The following is a 25,834-nucleotide window of genomic DNA, read 5'->3' on the forward strand; positions in this document are numbered from 1 at the left end:
GGTTCCTCAGGAATTAGCTGTCACGGGGCGCGGCAGCGCGCGCCAGGCGATCATTGATGGCTTCGCCCAGCCCTTCAAGGGGCACCGGCTCCACAGCGATTGTGGCAGCGCCCGAACTGTCCAGCGCGAGAAGATGGGAGAAAAGATTGGTCGCGGCTTCCCGCAGATCTCCACTTTCGGAGAGATTGCGCAGCGCAACCGCCTTTTCCGCGCCCGCCACTCGCCGGGGACCGAAGGCCAAAAGCGCCTCACCCGCCTCCACTTGTGTCACGTTGAGCCGCATATGGGCGCTCGGCGCATAATGCGATGCGAGCATGCCCGGAGCCTGTACGCCCTTTGCCCCGCGCGCGAGCGGAAGACCGGCAACGCGTTCGATCTCTTCTGCCGCAATGCCGCCCGGCCGCAACAGCGCAATCCCGTCGTCCGAAACCTTCACAATGGTGGATTCAAGCCCCACCGGGGTCGGCCCGCCATCCACGATCAGCGGAATGCGCGCGCCCAGATCGGCCGCAACGGCCTGCGCCGTGGTGCCGCTGATGCGCCCGGATGTGTTGGCGCTGGGAGCTGCGACAGGCCGGTCCAGCGCCGCAATCACGCGCGCGCCGAACCCTCTGGGGCAGCGCAGCGCAATCGTGTCAAGCCCCGCTGTCACCAGTGGATGAATGCCCGATCCCGCGCGGTGCGGCAGAACCAGTGTCAGCGGCCCCGGCCAGAACGCATCGGCCAGCCTGCGCGCAAGCGGATTGAAATTGGCGATACGTTCGGCCATCGCGATGTCCGCCACATGGGCGATCAGCGGATTGAACTGCGGGCGCCCCTTGGTTTCATAGATGCGCGCCACCGCCTCGCCATTGGTGGCGTCGGCGGCCAGCCCGTAAACCGTTTCCGTGGGGATGGCGATGGCCGCTCCCTCACGCAACAATTCGACCGCCCGCGACAGGGCTTCACTCTCCGGCAGGATATCAGCCAAGCACCAGATCCTCATAAAAATCCCTCTGCTGAGTATCGCGCCTGCCCATGACGGGCAAGTTCGCCGGCAAGCGAGTTTGCTGAATCTTAAGGGATTTCGCGTTTGAGTGGTCAGGCGAAATGAAATGCGCGCCATAAACCGCCAATGACTGGGGGAGAAGAATGCGATCAGGGCTCGTGAAGCCACTGCTTGTCACCATGCTGCTTGTCGCGGCTGGCGACGTTCGCGCTTCATCCCTTCTTGAGCTGAAATCCGAAGAGCATCTGCACCAGCATTCGACCATCGCGCTCAAGGAGCTTGCGCTGGAAGAACGGCAGCCCGCACCGGATACGCCACCGCTCTCCTATCCCGGCCCTGCCCTGAGCGCCATGCCGGAGATAGCGCCCCACCACCTCTCCCCTTCCATGGTCGACATCGGCGCGCCCGCGCATTCGCTTGGGCCGGCGACAGGCGAAACCACGTCTTCCATTCCGCAGAGACCGCGCCAGTTGCCAAGGGTGATCCGCGGCGGCGAGACCGGTCCGGCTGCCCCGCGCTCTGCTTCCGCACCTCGAAAGACGGAGCAGGCCACGCCCGCTGCGCCAGAGCGCCGGCACAAGGCAAAACGTCGCGCCGGGACGAAAGCAGACAACGGGCCTGCCGCAGCACCTCCATCCGCAGCGCCACCTTCCGGTCAGCCCCTCGGCCGCCCCGAATAGTTCCTGCCATCAGGCTGTCAGGATGGGTATTTCAGCCCGGCTTGACCTTGCGCGCGCCGCAACGCACCCTCCGGCAACATTGTTCGGAGAAATTTCCCATGCTGACCTTCATGAAAATCCTGCATTTTTTCGGCCTCATGCTGGGGGCTGCCGGCGGCATGGGGGGCATGATGGTGGCCATCCAGGCCAAACGCTCCGATGGCGCGCCGCCGCAGGGTCTTCTGGCGCTGCGGCCGCGCTTCACCCTCATCACGCTGATCGGCGTCGTGCTCCTGTGGCTCACCGGCCTGTGGATGTGGCTCGTCCAGTATGACGGCGCATTGATGAGCACCGCCTTCATCCTAAAGCTTCTGGCAGCAGGTTTCATTCTGGTGGTCGCGATTCTCGGCTTCGTGGCCGTGAAGCGCGCCTCACCCGGCACGCCCCCGCCCGCCTATCTGCAGAAGCTCGGGCCGCTGGCAGGCCTCGCCTCCTATCTGGCAGTGGCGCTGGCGGTTTACGTCTTCGCCTAGGGTCAGGACCCTAAAGAACAGGGCCGGAAAGCGAAATCCGCTTCCCGGCCCATGTTCAATCATCTCTCATGCGCCCGAACGGGGCGCAGCGATCCTCTTACCCGGTGATCCGGGAGAAGTCGGCCACCTGGGCCGTCGCGCTGCGAATGCGGGCGAGCAGCGCCAGGCGGTTTGCCCGCACGGCCTCGTCATCCGCATTGACCATCACCCCGTCAAGGAAGGCGTCGACCGGCTGGCGCAGCGCCGAAAGGAAGGACAGCGCCTTCACATAGTCATTCTCCGCGATGGCCTCGCCGGCGAAGCGCTCCTGCTCTTCAAGACTGTCGAACAGCGCCCGCTCCTCATCCGTTGCAAAAAGGCCCGCATCCACCGTATCGGCGATGGTCGTGCCCTTCTTCTCCGCATCAGCGACGATGTTTGCCGCGCGCTTTGCACCGGCCAGAAGGTTTTCGCCATCGGTGGTGGCGAGGAATTCCGACAGTGCTTCCACGCGGCGCACGATCAGAAGCAGATCGTCGCTGTCTTCCGAAATCACCGCGTCGATCAGATCGTAGCGCGCGCCCTGATCGCGCAGATAAACCTTCAAACGGTCATGGAAGAAGGAGAGCAGATCGGCAATCTGCGAGTCGATGATCCGGCCGTTTATATTTCTACCAACACTTAAAGATGCGAAAGTCCCAAAAATAATCCCGACATTCTGCTTTTCCTTTTGAGCTTTATTGGCAGCAGAACCTACATCTTTGACAACATACTGCCGATGCTGCTCGCAGATAGATACTAGAGTAGAGAACAAGCTGTTCTCAATCACGATGCGGATCACGCCCAGCGCCGCACGGCGCAGCGCATAAGGATCCTTGCTTCCCGTCGGCTTTTCATCGATCGCCCAGAACCCCACGAGCATATCAAGCTTGTCGGCCAGCGCCACCGCGACGGAGACCGGATCGGTCGGCACGGCGTCGTTCGGTCCCTGTGGCTTGTAGTGATCCTCGATGGCCGCCGCCACCGCATCGCTCTCGCCCTGAAGGCTCGCATATTTGCGGCCCATGAAGCCCTGCAGCTCCGGGAACTCGCCCACAACTTCGGTCTGGAGATCGGCCTTGGCCAGATGCGCCGCGCGCACGGCCTCTGCCGGATCGGCCCCCACCAGCGGCGCAATTCCCTCCGCCAGCGCCGCGATGCGCGCCACGCGCTCGCCCTGCGTGCCGAGCTTGGCATGGAAAGTCACGCCCAGATGGTCGAGCCGCGCCATGCGCTGGTCGAGCGGCTTTGCAAGGTCGAGCCCGAACTTTTTGGCCGAGGCTTCAAGCTTGCCGAGATCAGGCAGATCCGCCTGGTCGGTCTTCCAGAAATAGAGTGCATCGGAAAGGCGCGCGCGCACCACCTTGCCATTGCCATAGGCGATTTCCTTGCCGCCGTCCTTCGCCTCGATGTTCGAGGTGATGACGAAGCGGTTGGAAAGTGTGTCCGTCTCGCCCTGCGGGCGGCAGACAAAGCACTTCTGGTTGGCGCGGATGGTCAGCCGGATAACCTCCGGCGGGATCGTCAGATAGTCTTCTTCGAACTCGCCGAGCAGCACCACGGGCCATTCCACGAGGCCCGAAACCTCTTCCAGAAGCCCCTCGTCTTCCACCAGCTCAAGCCGGTTCGCGAAAGCGAGATTGCGCGCGTCATCGAGAATGATGCGCTTGCGGCGGTCGGGATCGAGCACGACCTTCGCCGCTTCCAGCTTCTCCGCGTAATCCTCGAAACGGCGCACCGTGATGGCGTCCGGCGCATGGAAGCGGTGGCCACGGGTCACATTGCCGGCGCGAATGCCGTCGATCTCGAAATCGACCACCACCGGCTCCTCGGTCTCCGGACCGAAGGTGCACAGGATGGACTGAAGCGGCCGCACCCAGCGCAGGCTGCCGGGCTTTGCAGAAGCCGCACCCCAGCGCATGGATTTCGGCCATGGGAAATTGCGGATGATGCCCGGCATGATGTCGGCGACGATCTCTTCGGCCGCGCGGCCCTTCTTCTGGATCACCGCAACATAGAAATCGCCCTTCTTGGGGTCGGTCTGAACCTCGGCCTCATCGATGGAGGAAAGCCCTGCGCCACGCAGAAAGCCCTGGATCGCCTTTTCCGGCGCATCCGTGCGCGGGCCCTTGCGCTCCTCGCGCACATCCTTCGAGCGGGCGGTCACGCCGCGAATGTCGAGCGTCAGCCGGCGCGGCGTCCAGTACTCGGTCGCCGCCTCATAGGTGAGACCGGCATCCACGAGACCGTCTGTTACCAGCTTCTTCAGATCGCCGGCAGCCTTGCGCTGCATGCGGGCGGGAATTTCCTCGGAGCGGAGTTCGAGAAGAAGATCGGGCATTTGGGATCTCTGAAAAGCGGACTGTATTGGGTGCGGCAATAGCAACTCCGCCCGCCAATGTCACCCGCCACGACCCGGGAATGAACCTTTTCGTGCCGCAGCGCGACTGACCTGCATCAGTTCACACCCCGGACGAAGACAATGACAACCGCCTCAACGCTCCTGCATTCAATCGCGCTCAGCGCCTGCCTGACCATTCAGGCCGTGCCCGGCAGCAGCGAACGCCCCTCCGGCATACGCCGCGCCCTGCGGACCCTTTCGACACAGCAAACGGAACTCTGCGCCATGGCCGCTCCGGCCGACGCCGCACATCTTGCAGGCCTGATCGGCCGCGCCTGAAGGTCTTTTGTCCGGACCGGTGCTTCAGCTCATGTCGACAGGCGTCATCCAGCCAATCACCGCGCCACCCGGCTGGCGCAGAATGGCGATGCGGCCAACACCCGGCACATCGAAGGGCTCGCGCATCACCGATGCGCCGCCTGCCTTCGCTTTCTCAAGGGCGGCATCCACGTCATCCACCGAGAGATAGGACATCCAGTATTCCGGAACGCCGTCGAAATCCGGACCGGCCATGGTGAACATGCCACCCACCGGCGTTTCGCCAACCATGGCGATCCAGTAGGTCTGCCCGTTGCCCATGTCCATGTCGTCAAAGGTCCAGCCCACCGCATCCGCGTAGAAGCTCTTCATCTTCTCCGCGTCGCGGGTCATCAGTTCGTTCCAGTGGAAATGGCCATGCTGCGTCATGATCTCCTCCGTTGGCCCAAATGAAAAAGGGGCGCATCCATGATACGCCCCGCTTCATCATTCGCCAAAGGAGATTGATCAGGCCGCTGCCTTCTCCGCGCCGCCGGCATCGGTGAGCAGGAAGGCCTCACCGCAGGCCTTGGCCAGCTCGCGCACGCGCAGAATGTAGCTCTGGCGCTCCGTCACAGAGATCACGCCGCGCGCATCGAGCAGGTTGAACACATGGCTCGCCTTGATGCACTGGTCATAGGCCGGGAACACGCATTTGTGCAGATTGCCCGCTTCCGCCGGCGCACCGGCCTCCAGGATCGCGCGGCACTCGGCCTCGGCGTCCTTGAAGTGCTGGAACAGAATGTCCGTGTCGGCATATTCGAAGTTGAAGCGCGAATATTCCTGCTCGGCCTGCAGGAACACGTCGCCATAGGTCACCTTGGCGTCGCCTTCCAGGCCGTTGAAATTGAGGTCGTAGACATTGTCCACGCCCTGCACATACATGGCCAGCCGCTCCAGACCATAGGTCAGCTCGCCGGCAACAGGCGCGCATTCAATGCCGCAGACCTGCTGAAAATAGGTGAACTGCGACACTTCCATACCGTCGCACCAGCACTCCCAGCCAAGGCCCCATGCGCCGAGCGTCGGGCTTTCCCAGTCATCTTCCACGAAGCGCACATCATGCGTCGCCATGTCGAGGCCGATGGCCTCCAGCGAGCCGAGATAGAGCTCCTGCAGGTTGGACGGGTTCGGCTTCAGGATGACCTGATACTGATAATAGTGCTGGAGCCGGTTCGGGTTTTCGCCATAGCGGCCATCCGCCGGGCGGCGCGAAGGCTGCACATAGGCCGCGTTCCACGGCTTCGGACCAAGCGAGCGCAGCGTCGTGGCCGGGTGAAACGTGCCCGCGCCCACTTCCATGTCGTAGGGCTGCAGGATGACGCAGCCATGCGAGGCCCAGTAATTGTGCAGGGTCAGAATGAGGCCCTGAAACGAGCGCGTGGGGTGCGTGTTGGGCAGGTCGGTGCTGGGGGCGTTCACAATGCTTCTCCGGGTGGATTCCGGGCTTCTCCGGGGTGGATGCCGGCTCGTCCTATTCCGCGCCCCGGCAAGCGTCAAGGCGCGGAAGACACGAACTCAGTCCGGGAGCCGGATTTCCTGCCCTGCCCTGAGCAGATCGGGATTGCTCTTGAGCGCCGGATTGACCGCCAGAATGTCACGGAACCGCTCGCCATCGCCAAGCTGGTCGACAGCGATGGACCAGAGCGTCTCACCGGGCTTGATGGTGTACATCGCACCACCTGTCGCAGCGTTCTGCGGCGTTTCGGGAGCCTTCGCCTCGCTCTCGGGCTCTGCTTCCGGTTCCACCGTTTCAGGCGCAGGGGCCGTATTGGGCGCAGCCTCGGCTGTGGCGCTCTCGTCGGTTTTCACCGCGTCCGCCGGTGAAACCTCGGCAAGGCGCTTCCGGTCTTCTTCCGGCAGACCGTCCTTGAGCTTCTTCTCCACCTCGGCCAGCAGGTCCGGCTCGGGATCGAGATCGCGCGCATGCGCCCACTGATAGGTGGCTTCGAGCTTGCGGCCCGTGCGCCAGTAGGCGTCACCCAGATGGTCGTTGAGCACCGGATCTTCCGGCCGCAGCGCCACCGCGCGTTCCAGCTCGCTTGCCGCTTCTTCATAACGGCCAAGCCGGTAATGCGCCCAGCCAAGCGAATCGACGATGTAGCCATCATTGGGGCGCAGCTCGACCGCGCGCTCGATGAGCTTCATCCCCTCTTCCAGCTTCATGTTCATGTCGACCCAGGAATAGCCCAGATAGTTCAGAACCTGCGGCTGGTCGGGATAAAGCTCCAGCGCCTTGAAGAAATTCGGCTCCGCCTTCTCCCACTCTTTCAACCGCTCATAGGCGATGCCGCGCTGGTAGAAGAGGCTCCAGTCCTCGCGTTCCGGCTCTTCGACACGCTCGACCGCGCGGTCATAGACCTTCGCCGCCGATGCATAATCCTTCTGCACCGCATAGACGCGGCCCAGCGCCAGATAGGCGCGAATGTCGTCGGGATCCTGCTCGATTGCCGTATTGAGATAGGTCTCCGCCTCTTCATGGCGGTCGAGATCAGCCAGGTTCAAACCTGTTTGCAGTTCCGCAAGACGCCGCCAGGGCGACCCGTCGCCGATCCGCTCATAGAAGGCGATGGCCTTTTCCGGCTCGCTCTGCTGCTCGGCGAGCGAAGCAAGCTGGATCAGAATGTCGTCATTGTCGGGCGTGAGCACCAGCGCATAGTTCAGATAGAGCTTTACGAAGGGCTCGCCGCCGCCACGGTTGAGCGCGGTCGCGATGTTGAGGAGAATTTCGGCAGCACCCGCGCGCGCATCGGCCACCGGCACGACAACCTCTTCGCCGGCCTCGATGTTTTCACGCAGAATGGTCGTCGCAGCGCGGCCCGTAATATAGGTCTCGCCCTTGTCGAGCGCGGCGAGCGCCTTTTCCTTCTCGCCACGTGAGGCGAGCCATGCGGCATAGGTTTCAGCCGCGCGCATATAGGTGTCCGGGCCGGCGGATGCCGACGCCACGTCGCTCAGCAGAGCGTCGAAGGCCTTCTCTGCCTCTTCGTTCATGCCGCTCTGCATCTTGATCAGCGCATCATGATAGGTGCTGAACAGACGATACCACTCCGGCCCTTCCAGATCGTCCAGCGCCTTGAGCGCCTCGTCGGAATTGCCTTCGCCCACCTTGCTCCATGAAGACATGATGGAGGTGATCAGCCGGTCGAGATCCGATTCCAGAACCAGCTTCAACCAGTCTCCGGCCTCTTCGTATTTTTCGTTGCGCAGCGCATCCACCGCAAGGCCGAGGCGCGAAAAGCGCTCGATCTCGGGCACGGATTTGAGCGAACGCATATGTGGAAGCGCCGCCTCGAAACGGCCTTCCGAAACCAGCGAGAGAAGCAGGCTCTGCTGGATCACCTGATTATCGGGCTCGAAGGAAAGCGCGCGCTCGTAATAATCGATGGCGCTGTCGAGATCGTTGTCGGCTTCCGCCGCTCTGGCGGCAAGGAACGCGCCGGAGAAGGAGGAGATCGAGATCAGATCGTTATCGTCCACCCCGCCTTCCTTGGCAGACCCCGTCTGGGGTGCAAGAGCGAGAAATCCCGCCAGACCAACCGTTGCCAACAGTCTCGAGTTGATGCGCTTTCTCATTTACCGTCCCGCTGCATGCTGCCCTCGTCTCTTGCTCCTCCGCCAAAGCGAAGACGCTGGGAATCCCTTCCCGTCTTGCAGACAAGCATGGCCTTTTTGCGGAAGCGCTTCAACGTCAAGAATTACTTTAGGTCACCCGGCTGATGCAGAAGTCGATCACGTCAAGGAGCGCGTCTTTCTGCGGTGTATTCTCCAGCGGCGCGAGCGCATCGCGGGCGATTTCGCCAAAATGGCGCGCCCGGCCGATCGTGTCGCCGATCGCACCGTGTTTCTGCATCAGGGTCATTGCCTTTTCCAGCGCCGCGTCATCGCACTGGTTGTCCTCGATGGCGCTCTTCCAGAAGGCGCGCTCTTCGGGGCTGCCACGGCGATAGCTCAGGATCACCGGCAGGGTCACCTTGCCCTCGCGGAAGTCGTCGCCGACATTCTTGCCGAGGTCCGAGCTCTTGCCGCCATAATCCAGCGCATCGTCGACCAGCTGGAACGCAAGGCCGAGATTGGTGCCGTAAGAGCGTAATGCGGCGCGGTCGTTGCGGGTCGCGCCTGCGACCACGGGGCCGACTTCCGCCGCTGCCGAGAACAGGGCCGCCGTCTTCGCCTTGATGACCGCGAGATAGTCGTCCTCGGTCGTCTCCAGGTTCTTGGCGACGCTGAGCTGCAGTACCTCGCCCTCGGCAATCACCGAAGCGGCGGTCGACAGGATGTCGAGTGCCTCAAGCGAGCCGACTTCAACCATCATGCGGAACGCCTGACCGAGCAGGAAGTCGCCCACCAGAACGCTTGCCTGGTTGCCCCAGATCATGCGCGCGGTCTTGCGGCCACGGCGCAGGTCGCTTTCATCCACCACATCGTCGTGCAAAAGCGTTGCCGTGTGCATGAACTCGACGCTGGTGGCGAGCTTCACATGTCCCTCGCCCGAATAGCCGAACATCTGGGCGGCGGCGAGCGTCACCATCGGACGCAGGCGCTTGCCACCGGAATCGATCAGGTGCTTTGCAAGTTCGGGGATGAGTTCCACATCCGAGCCCGCTTTGGAGAGAATCAGCTCGTTTACACGCGCCATCTCGTCGGCGGTCAGCTCCATGAGGCTGGCGACGGAGGCGGCGCCGCGCTTGCCGTCAAGATTCAATACTACACCCACAGATGGTCCTCCAATTGCGGCAGGGCCGGAACTTCTTAGCCGGAACTCATAAACGTTCAACGCAATCTAGTTCCCCCTGCCCCACGGGAGCAAGCGGCGAATGCGCGCGGGGTAACCCCGGTTATTCACGAAGTCGTTTACAGCCGTGGCGCAAACTGTCAACGTCGCACCATGTTCGAGCTTGTCCGCACCAACGATCCCGTCGTCATTTCCTTCGTCCAGAGCCTGCTGCGCGATGCGGGCATTGCCTGTTTCGTCGCCGACCAGAACATGAGCATTCTGGAAGGGTCGCTCGGCATCTTGCCAAAGCGCATCCTGATAGACGAGGAAGACCGTCAGGCGGCCCATCAGCTGCTTGAGGATGCGGGCATAGAACACGAGATGCGCAGCAGCGACAGAGACAATGACTGACACGGTTCCCGACGCGGCCTGCAGCGTCGATTCTTTCCATCGAGACGCTTTCCGTCTGGTCCAGCCCGTGCGGCGCGGCCATCGCGCCGGCGTGGACGCGATGCTGGTGGCGTCCGCGCTTCCGGGCAGTTTCAGCGGTGCGGTCGCAGATCTGGGCGCGGGCGCAGGCGCTGCCGGCTTTGCCGTGGCCGCCCGCTGCCCGCAGACGCACATCACCCTTGTTGAAAACGCGCCCGAGATGGCCGGTTTCGCCCGCCGCAGCATCGCTCTTGCGCAGAACGGCGCCCTTGCCACCCGTATCGCCGTGCTCGAAGCCGACGTGACGCTGACCGGAACGGCCCGTGAAGCCGCAGGCCTTGGCCGCGATGCGTTTTCCGGCGTCGTCATGAACCCGCCTTTCAACAGCGCCAGCGACCGCGCCACGCCCGATGCGCTGAAGCGGGCGGCGCATGTGATGGCCGACGATCTGTTCGAGACATGGCTGCGCACCGCCGCCGCCATCACGGCGCCGGGCGGGCTTCTGGCGCTGATCGCCCGCCCTGCCTCGCTGGCCGCAATTCTTGCCGCGCTGGAGGGCCGTTTCGGCGGCGCGCGCATCGTGCCGGTGCATGGACGGGCTGAAAGCCCCGCGATCCGCATTCTGATTCGCGCCCAGAAGGGAAACCGCGCCGGCCTCACGCTGGAGCCGCCGCTTGTCCTGCGCGACCGCGACGACCAGGTAACAGAACGCGCCGAGGCGCTGACCAATGGCCAGGCGGCGCTTTTTGGTGATTGAGCGCGCTTCGCCATTGCACGGCCCGCGCAAATGCCTACATGCTTTTGAGTTGTAATCCCTGCCATCTGGAGCAACAGAGCCCTTGCGACGCTTCTTCAGCCGTCTTCTTCCCAAAAGCCTGCGCGGCAATACGGTCACCATTCCCGTGATCCGGCTTTCCGGCGCAATCATGCCGTCGAGCAGCGCCTTTCGCCAGAATCTGTCGCTGGCGACCACGGCCGCAGTGATCGAGCGCGCCTTTTCCATGCCGGATGCGCCGGCCGTCGCCATTTCGCTGAATTCGCCCGGCGGCTCGCCCGTGCAGTCCCGCCTGATCTTCCGCCGCATCCGCGATCTCGCGACGGAGAAGAACAAGAAGGTCTTCGTCTTTGTTGAGGATGTGGCGGCCTCCGGCGGCTACATGATCGCCATTGCCGGCGACGAGATCATCGTCGATCCCTCCTCCATCGTCGGCTCCATTGGCGTCGTCTCCGCCGGTTTCGGCTTCCCGGAGATGCTCAAGAAGATCGGCGTCGAGCGGCGCGTGCACACGGCCGGCCAGAATAAGGCGATCCTCGATCCCTTCCAGCCGGAGAAGAAGGAAGACGTGGAGCGCCTCAAATCGCTCCAGCTCGAAATCCACGACACGTTCATCAATCTGGTGAAAGAACGCCGTGGCGCAAAGCTCGCCGAGGATGGCGATCTCTTCACCGGCGCATTCTGGACCGGCGAAAGCGCCCTGAAACTGGGGCTTGTGGACGGCATCGGCGACATGCGCTCGGTGCTTAAGGAACGTTATGGCGAAAAGACCAAACTCGCCCTCATCACCCAGCCGCGTGGCCTGTTCGGCCGCAAGCTTGGCATTGCCGGCAGCGCCGGCGGCCTGCCCGATCTCGGGGCGGCCTTTGCCGGCAACGCAGCCTCCGGCCTTCTGGAAGCAGCAGAGGAACAGGCGCTGTGGCGTCGCTACGGGCTTTGACCCGGCGCCGCGCCGGATCAAAGCGTCCTTTGTGCGTCCGAATGGATGCGCTAAACTCGGTGGCATGAAACCGGAGGATCGACAATGCCCCAACTGATCTTCTTCGCCGCAGTCGGCGTTGTGGCCTATGTGGGCTATCGCAAATTCGTCCGCGAGGCCGAACGCGTGACCGCAAAAGCGCGCCGCGCCCGCAAGGAAGCGGCCAATGGCAGCATGGGAACACTGGTGTACGATCCCAAGACGGGCGAATATCGCGTTCCCAAAGACTAGAGAATTCATGCAGATAGAGCATCGGGATAACTGAAAACCGGTTTCCACGTTTTCGGTCCGGTGCTCCCTCCATCTTCAAGGTCAGGACCCGGCCCCTCACATGTCCCCACACGGCAGCATGATCGCGCCCGCCAAGGTGAATCTGGCACTGCATGTCGTCGGAAGACGCGCGGACGGGTTTCATCTGCTCGATACGCTGGTGGCCTTCACCGGCGATGGTGATCTTCTGGAAGTGGAAGACGGCGCGGAAGACGATTTCTTCGTATCAGGCCATTACGCCGCTCATGTGCCCATCGGGTCCGGCAATCTCGTCACCCGCGCCCGCGATCTCCTGCGCGAGACCTTCGGCGGCGATGCGCGCGCGCCGGTGCGGCTCCATCTGGAAAAGAACCTGCCCGTTGCATCGGGCGTTGGCGGCGGCTCCGCCGATGCGGCTGCGGCCCTGCGCCTGCTCGCCCGCCACTGGGACCTCGCCATAAACGAGACCGATCTCATCCGCCTTGGCCTCCGGCTTGGGGCCGACGTGCCCATGTGCCTTGCCTCCAAACCCCTCATCGCGCGCGGCATCGGTGAGGCTCTGGAAACGCTCCCCGCCTTCCCCGCCCTGCCGCTCGTTCTGGTGAACCCCAACATTCCGCTCTCAACGCCTGAAGTCTTTTCAGCGCTTGAGCGGCGCGACAACGCTCCGCTTCCCGCCCTTGAGGACCTGCCCGACGCCGCAACGGCCGTCCGCTGGCTGGATGGCGCGCGCAACGATCTGGAAATGCCAGCGCGCCGCCTCGTGCCCCAGATCGAAGTTGGTCTTGGGGCTCTCAGGCGGGCCGGCGCGCTGACCGCGCGCATGTCGGGTTCGGGCGCCACCTGTTTCGGAATTTTCTCATCAGCGGATGCGGCAGCGCGCGCCCGGCGCGCCCTTGCCTGCGAACATCCCGAATGGTTCGTCCTTGAAACCGAAACCCTTGCAGCGGAGCAGCCAGATGCCGACCACGCCCACCCGTGAATTCATCCCCGTGCGCTTCGCCGTGCTCACCGTCTCGGACACGCGCGGGCTCGAAGATGACCGCTCCGGCCAGACGCTTGCCGAACGCATCGAGGCGGCGGGCCACACGCTCACCGACCGCAGGATCGTTGCCGACGATGTCGAGGCCATCCGCATGGCCGTCAAACTCTGGTGCGCCGATGCCGGCATTGATGCCGTCATCACCACCGGCGGCACCGGCTTCACCGGTCGCGATGTGACGCCCGAAGCGCTCGAACCGCTGTTCGACAAGCGCATGGATGGCTTTTCGCATGTCTTCCACCGCATCTCCTTTGAGAAGATCGGCACCTCCACCATCCAGTCGCGCGCAACCGCCGGCCTCATCGACCAGACCTTCGTCTTCGCCCTGCCCGGCTCCACGGGCGCCTGCCGCGATGCCTGGGACGGCATCCTCAGGGACCAGTTCGACTACCGCCACATGCCCTGCAATTTCGTGGAAATCATGCCGCGACTTGCCGAACATCTGAAGCGCGGCGGCGGCAAGTCCGCCTGAGCGGCACCCCACCTCTCCAAAAACCTGTTTCAAGCCAGGCTGGCATCCACATGGATGCTGGCTCCTGACGCCTGTGGATAAACACGGCTGTTCCGTTCCCCGATTAAAGTTCTTGCTTTGTTCTCATTTGTTCGATAGGAATAGATTCATCGGCAGCGATGCTGATTCCGCTTTCCGCCAGTTCCCGCGTTCCAGAAAGCCGGCCACATCGCCCAGGCATGGAGTGACCCATGGAACAGATGACCAGAGCAGATACGGCCGCCTTCAATGGCGGTGGCGCCGCGGTGGCCAACACGGTGATCGACCGGTCCGGCATCCGCATCGATGCCGAACGCCGGCGCGGTCGTGCCGCAGGCATCAACCCGTCGGGACGTTACGAACCGGTGTCGCGGCATGTCTTCGATGATGGCTGGGGTTCCATCGAGGAACTGCCGCCCTTCAAGACCGAAGTGCAGGTGGAGAAGCCGCGCACCATCATCACGCGCAACAGCTCGCCGGACATTTCCTTCGACCGGTCCATCAATCCGTATCGCGGCTGCGAGCATGGCTGCGTCTACTGCTTCGCACGCCCCACCCACGCCTATATGGGGCTTTCGGCCGGGCTCGACTTCGAGGCAAAGCTGTTTGCCAAACCGGATGCCGCCCGCCTTCTGGAGCGTGAGATCGCAAAGCCCGGCTATGAGCCGCGCACCATCGCCATCGGCACCAACACCGACCCCTACCAGCCCATCGAGAAGAAATACCGCATCATGCGCGAGATTCTCGAAGTGCTGGAGGCGCACAAACATCCGGTCGGCATCGTCACCAAATCTGCGCTCGTCATGCGCGACATGGACATCCTCTCCCGCATGGCCGAGCAGGGGCTGGCCAAGGTCGCACTCTCCGTCACCACGCTCGACCGCAAGCTGGCGCGCACCATGGAGCCGCGCGCCGCCACCCCGTCGCGCCGGCTGGAAACGGTGCGCGCGCTGACGGAGGCAGGCATCCCCGCCTCCGTGATGATGGGCCCCGTCATTCCCGGCCTCACCGATTGCGAGATCGAGCGCATTCTGGAATCGGCAGCGACCGCCGGCGCGCGTGAGGCGGGTTACATCATCCTGCGCCTGCCGCTGGAGGTGAGCCCCATCTTCAAGGAATGGCTGCTGCGCCATGCGCCCGATCGTTATCGCCATGTCGTTTCGCTGATCCGCTCCATGCGTGGCGGAAAGGATTACGACGCCCAGTGGGGCAAGCGGATGAAAGGCGCCGGCCCCTATGCCTGGCAGATCGGTCGCCGGTTCGAGATCGCCGCCAAACGGCTTGGCCTCAATCAGGAGAAGCGCCGGCTGAGGAGCGATCTCTTCACCCCGCCCACACCGGGAGGCGAGCAGCTCATGCTTCTCTAGGTTCCCTTGCGTCCACTCCAGCGCCACCGGACCCGCCTCCCCACATGAACACCGGCGCGCTCGGGCGCGGCGCAGAAATCCCGTCAGGCTTTGCATCCCCGTGGGCCGACGGAAGCTTCCCGGCTTTTCCGCCCCTTGCGCCGGGAAGACCTTGCGGAGAATCGGAACCGATGCGAGCATCGCCGCACCATGGCTCGTACGCGTTCCGATTCTCCCACTCTCTTCGACCTCCCCGTTCGTCCCGATTTCCAGATGGAAGCGGCACTCATGCGCGAAGGCATGGCGCCTGTCGCCGGTCTGGATGAAGCAGGCCGCGGCCCGCTTGCCGGTCCCGTGGTGGCCGCCGCCGTCATTCTGGATGGCAACCGCCTGCCCGAAGGGCTGGACGATTCCAAGCGTCTCTCCGCCGAGGCGCGCGACCGTCTCTATGAGAACATTCTGGACATGGCAGTCAGCGTGTCCGTCGCCTCTCTTTGCGCGACCAGCATCGACGAAACCAACATTCTGCGTGCGAGCCTTGAGGCCATGCGTCGCGCAACCGCAGGTCTCTGCGTCACACCGCTCTTTGCCCTTGCAGACGGGCGCGATGTGCCGCCCGGCCTCTGCTGCCCGGCGCGCGCCGTCGTCAAGGGCGATCAGCGCAGCCAGTCCATCGCCGCAGCCTCCATCATCGCCAAGGTCACCCGCGACCGCATGATGGGCCGGGCAAGCGAAATCGCTCCACCCTATGGTTTCGAGGCCCATATGGGATACGGCACCAAACGGCACCGCACGGCGATCACAGAGCACGGTGCAGTGCTTCGCCTCCACCGCATGACCTTTGCGCCCCTGCGCGATCTGAACGCGCCCTCGCCCTCCTCAGAGAGGCGAGACGCCGATCAGCCACTCATGGAACCCGGCGACAAAAACGCCGTAGGTCGCGAGCCCGCCTAAAACCGCAACTGCATCCCCGGCCCACCCGCCGGGTACCTTCGCAGACGGACTGGCGGGACGCGCAAGCGCCGAACGCCAGTCTATGACCGCCCACAGCGCGAAACTGCCGAACAGGATCACATCGGCAAACGTGCCGTTCGCCATCAGATGGGCCAGCGCCCAGAGGACGGTCGCCACCAGCATGGGATGCCCCACTGCCGCCCTGATGCGGCTCGGCACATAGGCGGCAATCAGCAGCGGAAAGACCGGCAGAAGAACGAGCAGCGCCACATGCCGCAGCGCAAGCGGCGGCGCATAAACCAACCCCGGGTCCATGCGCGCCAGCCCATACCCCCAGACGATGAGCGCAAAGCCTGCGAGTGATACTGCCGTGTAGGGCAACAGCCAGGCGTTCTTGCCCCGCTCCGCCATCACCCGGGCGCGCATCTCCGGCGCAACGATCCGCAGCGAATGCACTGCGAGGAAAAGCACCAGTCCAGCCACCAGCACGGTCATGCGTATCTCCGTTTGCGCATCTCAGTTCAGTTAGATACTATAACCAAAATTATTATCTGTAACGGACAATATGAAACCTGCCGACGATATCCCCACGCTGACCCGCAAGGAGATGCAGCGCGCCGCCACATTCCGCGAGATTCACGACATCGCCCGCACCCTGCTGGTCGAGCAGGGCAGCACTGCCGTCACCATCAATGCGATCGCCCGCCGCATGGGCATGAGCGGCCCTGCCCTCTACCGCTACCATCCAAGCCAGGCGGCCCTCATCGAGGCGCTCCGCAGGGAGTTCTTCAACGAGCTGGTGGCGCATATGCGCGAGGCTGCATCACGGCCGAGCGCGGACACGCCTGCACGCCGTCTCGGGGCCACATGCCGCGCACTGAGAGGCTGGGCGCTTGAACATTCGGCCGAGTTCGGTTGGCTGTTTGCAAGCCCGGTGGAGACGAAAGGCGATGCCGCCGCGCCCATCTACGATGACGCGGCAAGCTGCGGTGCATTTGGAGAGGTGTTTCTCGAACAGGTTGCCGAGATATGGGAGACGCAGCGTTTCCCCATTCCGAACCTCGACGACATGCCCCCCGTTCAGGTGGAGCAGCTCATCGCCTTCAGCGAGAAGAACGGGAACATCCTGCCGCCCGACGCGGCGCATGTTTTCCTAAAATGCTGGATCCGCCTCTATGGGCATCTGTGCATGGAAGTGTTCGGGCAGATGGCCTTCGCCTATACGGACATGGAGCCAGCCTTCGAGGAATGCCTGAGCGAGCTCTGCACGCTCCTCGACGTTCCCTATGAACCCGCCCCCGTGTGATCTTTTTACGGCCTGTATGCCGATGAGAACGCACGGCTTGTGAAGGCATCCGCTTCCCGCACCTGCCCGACCGGAAAGCCCTCCACCGCCCTTCAGAATTCTGCACAAACAAAAACGCCGCCGGAGACCGGCGGCGTTTTTGAGATTTCGTCTGGAAAAGCCGATCAGTTCAGCTTCGCCTTAACGTCCTGAAGCGAAGCCTTGAAGAGATCGCCACTGGTCTTGGCGTCCACCTTGTCGGCCAGAACGGCGCGAGCTGCTTCCACGGCCAGATCGACGGCGCTTGCGCGCACTTCGTTGACCGCATCCACTTCAGCCTGCTCGATCTTCTGTTCGGCCAGAGCGGTCCGGCGGGCGACATACTCGTCCGTCTTCTGCTTGGCTTCCTTGACGATCAGCTCGGCCTCGTGCTTGGCGGCGCTGACGATGTCCTGCGCCTCCTGCTCGGCTTCCTGCCGCTTGCGCTGGTATTCGGCGAGCAGCTGCTGCGCGTCTTCACGCAGCTTGCGCGCTTCGTCCAGCTCGTTGCGGATGCGCTCGGCGCGTCCGTCGAGCGCGCCGTTGATCATCCCCGGCACCTTGAAGTAGGCAAGAACGCCCAGGAAGATGATCAGGGCAATAAACGCCCAGAATGTCGCGTCCATGGCCTTCTCCTACTGCTTGACGGCCTTGACGGCAGCTTTCGCTGCAGTCGTGTCGAGCCGGCCGCCGACCAGTTCCTGAACGATGGATGCCGCCGTGTCTTCAGCGATGGCGCCCACGTCCTTCATGGCCGTTTCCTTGATCGAAGCAATGCGCTCCTCGGCTTTGGCGAGCTTGGCATCGAGATCCTTCTCGATCTGCTGACGCTCGGCGTCCGCTTCCACCTTTGCGGCGTCGCGGGCTTCCTGACCGATGACATTGGCTTTCTTGCGAGCGTCGGCGAGTTCCTGCTCATAGGCAGCAACAGCCTGATCCGCCTCTTCCTTCATCCGCGCAGCCTGGTCGAGGTCCTGGGCAATGCGGTCACGCCGCACTTCCAGAATGCCGCCGATACGCGGCAGCACAACGCGCTTGAGGAACAGGTAGAACAGCCCGAAAGTGATCGCCAGCCACAGAATCTGCGACGGGAATGTGGACGAATCGAAGGGCGGGAAGCCAGCTTCGTGAGCGCCTTCCGACGCCACGCCGGTTTCCGAATGGGTCGCTTCCGCGGCGTCCTGCGCCGAGGCTGCGAATGCCGATGCCACAAACATTGTCTACCTCTCTTAAAACCGGCCGGACGCCCTTTGAGCGGCCGGCCACGCACGCGAATGGCGCGCTTAGGTGAAGAGGAGGAGCAGAGCGATGAGCAGCGAGAAGATGCCGAGTGCTTCCGTCACGGCGAAGCCGAAGATCAGGCGGCCGAACTGACCGTCTGCTGCCGACGGGTTGCGCAGTGCGCCCGAGAGGTAGCTGCCGAAGATGTTGCCGAGGCCGAGTGCTGCACCAGCCATGCCGAGACAGGCGATACCGGCGCCAATAGCCTTTGCTGCTTCTACTTCCATTTTGAAACTCCTTGTAATCGCGGATTTGCGTGTTTTCTTCAGACTTGGCGGAAGACCGCCGGTGAAACCTGTTTTCCTCTACCCGCCCTTTCAGGGCCGGAACGAAGCCAGTCGTTGGAACCTCTTGATCAGTGGCCGGGATGGACGGCGTCGTTCAGATACATGCAGGTCAGGACGGCAAAGACGTAGGCCTGCATGAAGGCGACGAGGAACTCGAGGCCGGTAATCGCAACCGTCATGATGAGCGGCAGCACGGCACCGGCGGCTCCGGCAACGCCGAACGCACTCAACGAAGTGACGAAGCCGGCGAATACCTTGAGCGTGATGTGACCGGCCAGCATGTTGGCGAACAGACGAACCGAAAGGCTGACGGGGCGCGAAAGGAACGAGACAATCTCGATCAGCACCACCAGCGGAACGACAACAGCGGGAACCCCCTGTGGCACGAACAGCTTGAGGAAGCCGAAACCGTGTTTCAGGAAGCCGTATACGACCACGGTGCCGATCACCAGAAGCGCAAGCGCGAAGGTGACGATGATGTGGCTGGTCACGGTGAAGAAATATGGGAACAGGCCAAGCAGGTTGGCCATCAGGACGAACATGAAGATGGAGAACACGAACGGGAAGAACCGCATCCCGTGCGATCCTGCCGAATCTCTCAACATGGACGCCACGAATTCGTAGGACATCTCCGAGATCGACTGCAGCCGGCCGGGCACCAGGCCGCGGCTGGAGGTCGTCAGGAAGAGAAATGCGCCGGCGGCAACCACCGTCGCAACCATGAAGGCGGAGGAGTTAGTAAAGGAGAAATCCAGTCCGCCGACCTCAATCGGAATCCATTTGGAGATCTGGAACTGATGGATCGGATCGTTGGCCACCTGGACCCCCTCGCTTCTATAATGGCGCTCTTGCGCCGTTCACTTCTTCTCGGGATCCTGCCCGCTCTGCGACGAGCGAACCCCGAATTCAGCAATTTGTCCTGACGAACGCAGGACATTAAGAACCCCTGCCCCAAAACCGAGGAGCAGGAAAATGATAAGCCCCCAGGGCGACGTTCCGGCAAAATGGTCGATGCCCCATCCAAGAGCAGCGCCGACACCAACGCCGGCAATGAACTCGCTGGATAGTCTGAGCGCCTGTCCGACGCCCGCCATATCGCCCTTCGTCTTCCCCTCGTCGCCGTCCCGCGATTCCGGCCGTTTTTCTGCGAGTGCCTTCTCCAGATCCGCACGCCGGCGTTCCAATTCGTCCGGCTGATCCTTGTTGGCCACCGCAATCTCCGTACCGGGTTTGCTGGTCAGCGGCTATCCGCTTGAAAGTCGCGCGCAACATAGTGAGCGCCCTCGCCCCAGTCAAGCCGCTGTTGCAGCCATTCACAAAGGCGAAAAGGCATTCAAAAACAATGCGATGATTTGCTGCGACAATGCGCGCAGCGCCAAATGGCGCGCTGAGAACGGGAATCGCGGCGGGTCATCGGTAAATTCCGCCCGCCGCGCGACCCCGTTTGAAAGGCCGGATCAGTTCCAGCCGCCGCCATAAGTGCGGTAGAAAATGTGCTGCCCGATCTTTTTCATGCGCTGCATCGCGCCCGCCCAGCGGGGGTGCACATAGGTCGCGTGGTAATGGGTGGAGGAGCCAACCTCCGGCAGCCAGATCTTGCCGGCCGTCGTCGCCATCGCCACGTCCTGCGCGGTCTTGAAGTGGCCCGGGCTCTTCACCCGGTCACGAATGCCGTCGCAGGCGAAGGAAAACTGGCAGCGATTGCGCCATTTCTCGTTCTGATAGACCACGCCACAAATGCTGTTCGGATAGGTGGGATTGCGCACGCGGTTCAAGATGACCTGCGCAACGGCGGCCTGTCCCTCGACCGATTCTCCGCGCGCCTCGAAATAGATGCCGGCAGCCAGACACTGCTGCTCGCGGTCCGAAAACACTTCGGCAGGCAGCGGGCTGCGCGCCCATGGATGATCCTTGGCGCTGACCGGCGGAATGAAGCGGCCGCCCTGCGGCTCTTCCTCACGCAGAATGCTGGCGAAGGGCGAGGCCTTCGCATAGTCCGGCTCCGGCGGCGCATAGGCGGTCGCCAGAATGTCGGCGCGGTCATTGTTGACCAGCGCCGCAATCGCCCGCGGCATGTCCGGATCGGCCCTCTTGTCACGCTTCATGTAAAAGGCGGAGGCGATGCGCACCTCTTCGCCCTGAATGTCCGGCTTCACGAAGGCCATCAGCTTCTGGTCGGCCTTCGGCTGCTCCAGAAGGAAGCTGGTTTTCTCAAAAATCGTGCCCGCCTCGAACAGGCGCGGCGGCTGAACCGGCATCACCTGCACCAGACGGCCGGTCTTGTCGGCGCGGTTGATGCGCGCCTCGTCCGGCGTCATGCCGGTGAACCCTTTCTTGCCGCGAAACGCCACCGCGCCAATGCCAGGTGCAGCGATGCCCGAGCCGGAAATACTGCCCGTCTTCAGATCGCCGTCAATGAAAGGCATCTCGGCCTGATGAATGGAACCGGCTACCGATTTCTCCAGATAGGCGGCCCAGCGCGGCGCCGCACTCTCCTCTCCAGAAACCAGCCCGGCTATGTCCTGATGTGCGACCACGCCCGGAAAGCCGATCCAGAACCCCAGCGCCACCACTGCCGGCGCGAGAAGCGAACGTGATTCTCCATCCGCTTTACGCGGTACATTTCCTGTCCGACGAAGCACCCACACTCTCCGCTACGCAACTCGACCCAATTGCAAAAACCATAATTGGTTAACCTTGATCACTGGTTAACGCGGTCGAATGCGTGCCCGCAGGCAGGCACAGGCAGCCAAGAAAAAACGGGCCCTGCCATGCAGAGCCCGTTCAAAAACCTTGTGATGTGGCGTCACACCACTCTCAGCGACGCTTCTTCGCCCGCCCCGCATAGGGGTTGTCGGAGGTGCGCAGCGCCATGCGGATCGGCACGCCATGGAGGTTGAAGGTCTCGCGCAGACCATTCACCAGATAACGCACATAGGATTGCGGCATCGCCTCTGGACGCGAGCACGAGACCACAAAGCCCGGCGGACGCGTTTTGATCTGCGTGATGTACTTCACCTTCAGGCGGCGGCCTGCAACGGCCGGCGGCGGGTGCTGCGTGGTCGCGCCTTCGAGCCAGCGGTTGAGCCGGCCCGTGGAGATGCGGCTGTTCCAGGTGCGGTGCGTCTTCTCGACGGCTTCCATCAGCTTGTCGAAGCCACGCCCCGTCTCTGCCGAGATCGGCACGGCCTGAAGCCCGCGCACCTGCGGCAACAGCCGCTCGGTCTTTTCGCGCAGTTCGGCCAGCGTTTCCTGCCGGTCCTCGATCAGGTCCCACTTGTTGAACGCGATGACCGGCGCACGGCCCTCACGCATGATCAGGTCGGCGATCTGCAGATCCTGCTTCTCGAAGGGAATGGTCGCGTCGAACACCACGATCACCACTTCGGCGAAGCGCACGGCCCGCAGGCCATCGGCGACGGAAAGCTTTTCCAGCTTTTCCTGCACGCGCGCCTTGCGGCGCATGCCTGCCGTATCGAACAGCTTGATCTTGCGGTCGCGCCACTGCCAGTCGACAGAGATCGAATCGCGCGTGATGCCGGCTTCCGGCCCCGTCAGCATGCGATCTTCGCCCAGAAGTGCGTTGATGAGCGTCGACTTGCCCACATTGGGTCGGCCGACAATGGCGATCCGCAGCGGCTTGGAGGTGTCGTAATGCACCTCCTCTTCCGAATCGGGCTCGATGTCCTCGCCGACCGCAATTTCGTCCGTCGTGACGATGATGTCTTCTGGCTCTTCAGCCAGCGCCACGTCTTCGCCAAGGCCCTCAACGATGGCGTCGCGCAGGTCGGACATGCCCAGACCATGCTCCGCCGAAATCTCGACCGGATCGCCAAGCCCGAGTTCCCAGGAATCGAGAACGCCGCTGCGGGCGGCATTCACGTCCATCTTGTTGGCGACCAGCACCACCGGTTTGCCGCGGCGGCGCAGAAGATTGGCGAAGGTCGCATCGTCCGGCATCACGCCGACGCGCGCATCGATCATGAACAGCGCAATGTCTGCTTCCTCGATCGCCTGCTCCGTCTGAACGCGCATGCGCCCTTCGAGTGTCGGCGCGGCGGCGCTCTCCAGCCCCGCCGTATCGATCACCTCGAAACGAAGATCCTGCAGGCGCGCAGGATGCGAACGCCGGTCGCGCGTGACGCCGGGCGTGTCATCGACAATGGCCAGACGACGCCCGGCGAGCCGGTTGAACAGCGTCGACTTGCCGACATTGGGTCGGCCGATGATTGCAAGCTTGAAAGCCATAGAGTTACACCGGTTACGGCTATTCAGCCGGGCCTGAGCCGAGAATCAGTTCCACCATCATTTCGGCGCGCTGACGCGTGTTGCGCGGCGCGGCTGCATCGCCCGAGATCTGCTGGAAAAGCGTCAGCGCGTCGTCGCGCTTGCCTTCCTTCCAGGCTGCCAGACCGAGCGCCTCGCGCGCCGTGTGGCGCAGCGCGTTGCCGTCGGCCGTCAGCGTCTCGACGCGGGCTGCAACATCCGCATAGGAACCATGGTCAACCAGAATCAGGCCGGCCCGCAGCCTTGCCGTATCGGCAATGACGTCGGTCACCGACTTGTCGGCGGCAATCTCGTCGAATGCGGCGACCGCACCATCGGCGTCGCCGTCAGCCGCCAGAACCGTGGCTGCGCGCATGCGCGCCAGAAGCGGATAGGAGCCATAGCCGCTTCCCTCGAGTTCTTCGAATGCGGCCAGCGCCTCTGCGGTTTCACCCTGACGTGCCAGATCAAGCGCCTGCGAGAACGCGTCACCCGATGCATTGGCCTGCGAAGAGGTCCAGCGCTCATAGCCCACATAGCCGGCGGTAGCGACCACGAGCAACACGGCCGCACCAATGGCGACCGGGCCAAATCGACGCCAAAGCGACTTGAACTGATCCTGGCGGAGCTCTTCGTTGACTTCGCGAATAAAACTGTCGTCGGACATATGCGACCCATGTTTAGCGGGATGTCCCGCAATGTTCCCGGTTTCGGGCTTTTTAGACTAAATTTGTCGCCATGGAAGGGGGCGAGCGCGATTCCACCTCATTCTGTTGATTTCCGGCCTTTTCATGGCGTCTTGTTTCAACAGGTCTTTGCCTTCCAAACTCGGCCATATTTGTTCGCTACCGCTGCGTCGACTTTGCATTCTGGATATTGAGATCATGCTCAAATTACTCTGCGCCGGGGCGTCCGCGCTGGCGCTGACAAGCTCTTGTTTCGCCAACGATGCCGCACCGACTGACAAGTCTCAGACCGCCAGGCCGCAATATGTGATCATTTCGTTCGATGGCGCGCTCCATCTGGAGCAGTGGCAGCGCAGCCGCGCAATCGCCGAAAAGACCGGTGCGCGCTTTACCTATTTCCTCTCCTGCGTCTACCTGCTCTCGCCGGAGACCCGCAAAACCTATCAAGCGCCGGGCATGTCACGCGGGCGCTCGAATGTGGGCAGCGGTTACAGCCGTGAGGATGTCGAGGGCCGGCTCGGCCAGATCTGGACCGCGCGTTCCGAGGGGCACGAAATCGCCAGCCATGGCTGCGGACATTTCGACGGCAAGGACTGGAGCGCGGCCGACTGGGGCCAGGAGTTCGACGAATTCAGCAATATCGTCGCCAATGCCTGGAAGCTCAACGAGATCGAAGGCGAGCCGAAAGAGTGGCAGGATTTCGCCCGCAACGAAATCCACGGCTTCCGCGCGCCCTACCTCTCCACCAACAAGGGCCTGTTCCAGACTCTCGCTCAAAAGGGTTTTGCCTATGACGCCAGCACCGTGTCGCGCGGGCCTGCCCTGCCGAAAGCGCGTGGCGGCGTCGTGCGCTTTTCGCTTCCGCTGATCCCGGAGGGGCCACGCGAGAGGCAGGTCATCGCCATGGACTACAATCTTTATGTCCGCCATTCCGGCGGCAAGGAGAAGCCCGAGGCGGCCCCGGCCTTCGAGAAGCGCACCCATGATGCATTCATGGCGTCCTTCAGGAAAGAGTATGATGGCCGCCGCACACCCCTCCAGCTCGGCTTCCACTTCACCCTCATGAATGACGGCGCGTACTGGGATGCACTTGAGCGTTTCGCCGGCGACGTTTGCGGCATGGATGACGTGAAATGCGTGAGCTACCGCGATTATCTGGCGGCCACCCAAAAGACCGAAGCCCCGCCCGCACAGGGCGGCACCTGATTGAACCAGAAAGGCCCCGGCGCTTCGCACCGGGGCCTTTTCGTGTCCTTCAGATGCCTTACCAAATCAGGCGGCGACGGGCGTTCTGACCTTTTCGTTGCGGATGAAATATCGCGAACCCTCCTTCTTGGAAGACTTGCTAAAGCCAATTTCAACGTCTCGATCGAGTTTCACCATGATCTCCAAAAGCTTCTCCAGGGAGAAGCCTCGCAGCTTTCCGTTCTTGAGTGCTGAGATCTTCGGTTGTGGCAGCCCCAGGAGCTCGGAGGCCTGGACTTGAGTCAGATGGCGATGGAGCAGGATCGAATTGATCTGGCCAACAATGGCTGCTTTCAGCTTCAGCTCGGGTGCATCTTCAAGGCCGAGATCGGCGAAGACGTTGCCACTTCCGACCTCAACCTCCAATGGGGACTGATCTTCGATCATCTCTTTTTCCTTTCCACTTTCTCTGCCGCAGCGAGTTCCTGCTTCACCCTGCTCAGTCTGGCTTTGATCAAATCGATGTCGGGCTTCGGTGTCTTGATCCCGGTCTTCGATTTCTTCTGAAACGAATGCAGGACATAGATGTCCTCTCCAAGCTTCACGGCGTATACGGAACGATAGGTGTCGCCATCATGGTCCGCTACAATCTCGAAAACACCTGCACCCAGTCCGCTCATGGACTTGGTGTAGTCTGCCTTCCGGCCCATCTGCGCCTCGCTCAATGCGTATCCAACCTGCGTTCGAACATCCGTCGGGAAATCGAGCAGGCGCTTCTTCGAGTCGTAGAGCCACTTGATGGATCGTTCCTGCTTCCGCGCCAATCTCCCACCCCTCCATTTATACCAAAATAGGTATACCTTTTTTGTCTGTCAAAACCTTTCTGCGCAACCGCATCCCTTGGATAGAAAACACGTCGACCTGTTTA

The 25,834-nt window shown here is 62.6% G+C and carries 30 protein-coding genes; 13 read left to right on the forward strand and 17 right to left on the reverse strand.

Annotation, left to right across the window (positions count from 1 at the left end; all coding sequences use genetic code 11):
- Nucleotides 1-13: 13 nt before the first annotated feature.
- On the reverse strand, nucleotides 14-970 hold the full coding sequence (locus AC4PTT_RS15320; RefSeq protein ID WP_475078982.1) for an L-threonylcarbamoyladenylate synthase: 957 nt from the start codon (nucleotides 968-970) through the stop codon (nucleotides 14-16).
- Between the two features lie 161 nt (nucleotides 971-1,131).
- Here AC4PTT_RS15320 and AC4PTT_RS15325 point away from each other — a divergent pair, with 161 nt between their 5' ends.
- Nucleotides 1,132-1,668 (forward strand): hypothetical protein, encoded by a 537-nt coding sequence (locus AC4PTT_RS15325; protein WP_492161566.1) that lies wholly within the window; start codon nucleotides 1,132-1,134, stop codon nucleotides 1,666-1,668.
- A 98-nt stretch (nucleotides 1,669-1,766) separates the two neighbouring features.
- Complete coding sequence (locus AC4PTT_RS15330) at nucleotides 1,767-2,180, forward strand: hypothetical protein (RefSeq protein ID WP_206993755.1); 414 nt, start codon at nucleotides 1,767-1,769, stop codon at nucleotides 2,178-2,180.
- Between the two features lie 97 nt (nucleotides 2,181-2,277).
- Here AC4PTT_RS15330 and glyS read toward each other — a convergent pair whose 3' ends face one another.
- Nucleotides 2,278-4,539, reverse strand: a complete 2,262-nt coding sequence (glyS, locus tag AC4PTT_RS15335; protein WP_492161567.1) for a glycine--tRNA ligase subunit beta — start codon at nucleotides 4,537-4,539, stop codon at nucleotides 2,278-2,280.
- A gap of 141 nt (nucleotides 4,540-4,680) precedes the next feature.
- On the opposite strand from glyS, the gene AC4PTT_RS15340 reads away from it, so the two are divergent.
- On the forward strand, nucleotides 4,681-4,878 hold the full coding sequence (locus AC4PTT_RS15340) for a hypothetical protein (protein WP_206545829.1): 198 nt from the start codon (nucleotides 4,681-4,683) through the stop codon (nucleotides 4,876-4,878).
- 24 nt (nucleotides 4,879-4,902) lie between these two features.
- On the opposite strand, the gene AC4PTT_RS15345 is transcribed toward AC4PTT_RS15340, so the two are convergent.
- The 4 genes from AC4PTT_RS15345 to AC4PTT_RS15360 all read right to left on the reverse strand — a co-directional run bounded on the left by AC4PTT_RS15345 (nucleotide 4,903) and on the right by AC4PTT_RS15360 (nucleotide 9,613).
- Nucleotides 4,903-5,286 carry a VOC family protein gene (locus AC4PTT_RS15345; RefSeq protein ID WP_206545828.1) on the reverse strand — a complete coding sequence of 128 codons (384 nt, stop codon included), beginning with the start codon at nucleotides 5,284-5,286 and terminating at the stop codon, nucleotides 4,903-4,905.
- Between the two features lie 78 nt (nucleotides 5,287-5,364).
- Nucleotides 5,365-6,297: a glycine--tRNA ligase subunit alpha gene (locus AC4PTT_RS15350; protein WP_204360896.1), complete on the reverse strand. Its 933-nt coding sequence runs from the start codon at nucleotides 6,295-6,297 to the stop codon at nucleotides 5,365-5,367.
- Nucleotides 6,298-6,414: 117 nt separating this feature from the next.
- Entirely contained in the window at nucleotides 6,415-8,472 is a 2,058-nt protein-coding gene (locus AC4PTT_RS15355) for a tetratricopeptide repeat protein (RefSeq protein WP_492161568.1), read from the reverse strand.
- A 127-nt stretch (nucleotides 8,473-8,599) separates the two neighbouring features.
- Nucleotides 8,600-9,613 carry a polyprenyl synthetase family protein gene (locus AC4PTT_RS15360; RefSeq protein ID WP_113154494.1) on the reverse strand — a complete coding sequence of 338 codons (1,014 nt, stop codon included), beginning with the start codon at nucleotides 9,611-9,613 and terminating at the stop codon, nucleotides 8,600-8,602.
- A 171-nt stretch (nucleotides 9,614-9,784) separates the two neighbouring features.
- Between AC4PTT_RS15360 and AC4PTT_RS15365 the strand changes: the two genes are divergently transcribed.
- From AC4PTT_RS15365 to rnhB, 8 genes are all read left to right on the forward strand, one after another.
- Entirely contained in the window at nucleotides 9,785-10,024 is a 240-nt protein-coding gene (locus AC4PTT_RS15365; protein ID WP_113154493.1) for a putative signal transducing protein, read from the forward strand.
- Complete coding sequence (locus AC4PTT_RS15370) at nucleotides 10,017-10,799, forward strand: tRNA1(Val) (adenine(37)-N6)-methyltransferase (protein ID WP_492161569.1); 783 nt, start codon at nucleotides 10,017-10,019, stop codon at nucleotides 10,797-10,799. Before AC4PTT_RS15365 ends, AC4PTT_RS15370 begins: the two co-directional genes overlap by 8 nt.
- Nucleotides 10,800-10,881: 82 nt before the next feature.
- Nucleotides 10,882-11,757 (forward strand): S49 family peptidase, encoded by an 876-nt coding sequence (locus AC4PTT_RS15375; protein ID WP_113154491.1) that lies wholly within the window; start codon nucleotides 10,882-10,884, stop codon nucleotides 11,755-11,757.
- 84 nt (nucleotides 11,758-11,841) lie between these two features.
- The gene (locus AC4PTT_RS15380) at nucleotides 11,842-12,027 is read left to right on the forward strand and encodes an NfeD family protein (RefSeq protein WP_113154490.1); all 186 of its coding nucleotides are present in this window, start codon (nucleotides 11,842-11,844) and stop codon (nucleotides 12,025-12,027) included.
- Between the two features lie 100 nt (nucleotides 12,028-12,127).
- Nucleotides 12,128-13,027 (forward strand): 4-(cytidine 5'-diphospho)-2-C-methyl-D-erythritol kinase, encoded by a 900-nt coding sequence (locus AC4PTT_RS15385; protein WP_492161570.1) that lies wholly within the window; start codon nucleotides 12,128-12,130, stop codon nucleotides 13,025-13,027.
- Nucleotides 13,005-13,559: a molybdenum cofactor biosynthesis protein B gene (moaB, locus tag AC4PTT_RS15390; protein ID WP_206547227.1), complete on the forward strand. Its 555-nt coding sequence runs from the start codon at nucleotides 13,005-13,007 to the stop codon at nucleotides 13,557-13,559. Before AC4PTT_RS15385 ends, moaB begins: the two co-directional genes overlap by 23 nt.
- A gap of 230 nt (nucleotides 13,560-13,789) precedes the next feature.
- Nucleotides 13,790-14,944 carry a PA0069 family radical SAM protein gene (locus tag AC4PTT_RS15395; protein ID WP_492161571.1) on the forward strand — a complete coding sequence of 385 codons (1,155 nt, stop codon included), beginning with the start codon at nucleotides 13,790-13,792 and terminating at the stop codon, nucleotides 14,942-14,944.
- Nucleotides 14,945-15,133: 189 nt separating this feature from the next.
- Nucleotides 15,134-15,877 carry a ribonuclease HII gene (gene rnhB / locus AC4PTT_RS15400; RefSeq protein ID WP_492161572.1) on the forward strand — a complete coding sequence of 248 codons (744 nt, stop codon included), beginning with the start codon at nucleotides 15,134-15,136 and terminating at the stop codon, nucleotides 15,875-15,877.
- Here the strand turns inward: rnhB and AC4PTT_RS15405 are convergent.
- Complete coding sequence (locus AC4PTT_RS15405; protein ID WP_492161573.1) at nucleotides 15,803-16,372, reverse strand: NnrU family protein; 570 nt, start codon at nucleotides 16,370-16,372, stop codon at nucleotides 15,803-15,805. The genes rnhB and AC4PTT_RS15405 overlap by 75 nt on opposite strands.
- Before the next feature lie 70 nt (nucleotides 16,373-16,442).
- Here AC4PTT_RS15405 and AC4PTT_RS15410 point away from each other — a divergent pair, with 70 nt between their 5' ends.
- Complete coding sequence (locus AC4PTT_RS15410; protein ID WP_492161574.1) at nucleotides 16,443-17,183, forward strand: TetR/AcrR family transcriptional regulator; 741 nt, start codon at nucleotides 16,443-16,445, stop codon at nucleotides 17,181-17,183.
- A 164-nt stretch (nucleotides 17,184-17,347) separates the two neighbouring features.
- On the opposite strand, the gene AC4PTT_RS15415 is transcribed toward AC4PTT_RS15410, so the two are convergent.
- The 8 genes from AC4PTT_RS15415 to AC4PTT_RS15450 form a co-directional block, all read right to left on the reverse strand.
- The gene (locus AC4PTT_RS15415; protein WP_113154483.1) at nucleotides 17,348-17,827 is read right to left on the reverse strand and encodes a F0F1 ATP synthase subunit B; all 480 of its coding nucleotides are present in this window, start codon (nucleotides 17,825-17,827) and stop codon (nucleotides 17,348-17,350) included.
- Nucleotides 17,828-17,836: 9 nt separating this feature from the next.
- Complete coding sequence (locus AC4PTT_RS15420) at nucleotides 17,837-18,418, reverse strand: F0F1 ATP synthase subunit B (protein ID WP_113154482.1); 582 nt, start codon at nucleotides 18,416-18,418, stop codon at nucleotides 17,837-17,839.
- A gap of 66 nt (nucleotides 18,419-18,484) precedes the next feature.
- Nucleotides 18,485-18,709 (reverse strand): F0F1 ATP synthase subunit C, encoded by a 225-nt coding sequence (locus AC4PTT_RS15425; protein WP_009451405.1) that lies wholly within the window; start codon nucleotides 18,707-18,709, stop codon nucleotides 18,485-18,487.
- 128 nt (nucleotides 18,710-18,837) lie between these two features.
- The gene (locus AC4PTT_RS15430) at nucleotides 18,838-19,587 is read right to left on the reverse strand and encodes a F0F1 ATP synthase subunit A (RefSeq protein ID WP_113154481.1); all 750 of its coding nucleotides are present in this window, start codon (nucleotides 19,585-19,587) and stop codon (nucleotides 18,838-18,840) included.
- A gap of 39 nt (nucleotides 19,588-19,626) precedes the next feature.
- On the reverse strand, nucleotides 19,627-19,980 hold the full coding sequence (locus tag AC4PTT_RS15435; RefSeq protein WP_113154480.1) for an AtpZ/AtpI family protein: 354 nt from the start codon (nucleotides 19,978-19,980) through the stop codon (nucleotides 19,627-19,629).
- A 246-nt stretch (nucleotides 19,981-20,226) separates the two neighbouring features.
- A complete protein-coding gene (locus tag AC4PTT_RS15440; protein ID WP_492161575.1) occupies nucleotides 20,227-21,411 on the reverse strand; it encodes a cell wall hydrolase in 1,185 nt (394 codons plus the stop codon).
- Between the two features lie 175 nt (nucleotides 21,412-21,586).
- Entirely contained in the window at nucleotides 21,587-23,017 is a 1,431-nt protein-coding gene (der, locus tag AC4PTT_RS15445) for a ribosome biogenesis GTPase Der (RefSeq protein WP_283799234.1), read from the reverse strand.
- A gap of 19 nt (nucleotides 23,018-23,036) precedes the next feature.
- Nucleotides 23,037-23,702 carry a tetratricopeptide repeat protein gene (locus AC4PTT_RS15450; protein WP_206545816.1) on the reverse strand — a complete coding sequence of 222 codons (666 nt, stop codon included), beginning with the start codon at nucleotides 23,700-23,702 and terminating at the stop codon, nucleotides 23,037-23,039.
- A 217-nt stretch (nucleotides 23,703-23,919) separates the two neighbouring features.
- Between AC4PTT_RS15450 and AC4PTT_RS15455 the strand changes: the two genes are divergently transcribed.
- Nucleotides 23,920-24,927 carry a polysaccharide deacetylase family protein gene (locus AC4PTT_RS15455; protein ID WP_283799233.1) on the forward strand — a complete coding sequence of 336 codons (1,008 nt, stop codon included), beginning with the start codon at nucleotides 23,920-23,922 and terminating at the stop codon, nucleotides 24,925-24,927.
- 66 nt (nucleotides 24,928-24,993) lie between these two features.
- Here the strand turns inward: AC4PTT_RS15455 and AC4PTT_RS15460 are convergent, their stop codons facing one another.
- A complete protein-coding gene (locus tag AC4PTT_RS15460) occupies nucleotides 24,994-25,353 on the reverse strand; it encodes a helix-turn-helix domain-containing protein (protein ID WP_206547224.1) in 360 nt (119 codons plus the stop codon).
- Nucleotides 25,350-25,730 carry a type II toxin-antitoxin system RelE/ParE family toxin gene (locus AC4PTT_RS15465; RefSeq protein WP_206547223.1) on the reverse strand — a complete coding sequence of 127 codons (381 nt, stop codon included), beginning with the start codon at nucleotides 25,728-25,730 and terminating at the stop codon, nucleotides 25,350-25,352. Before AC4PTT_RS15465 ends, AC4PTT_RS15460 begins: the two co-directional genes overlap by 4 nt.
- Nucleotides 25,731-25,834: the final 104 nt, after the last annotated feature.

The sequence above is a fragment of the Nitratireductor sp. WH36-1 genome (assembly GCF_058725515.1).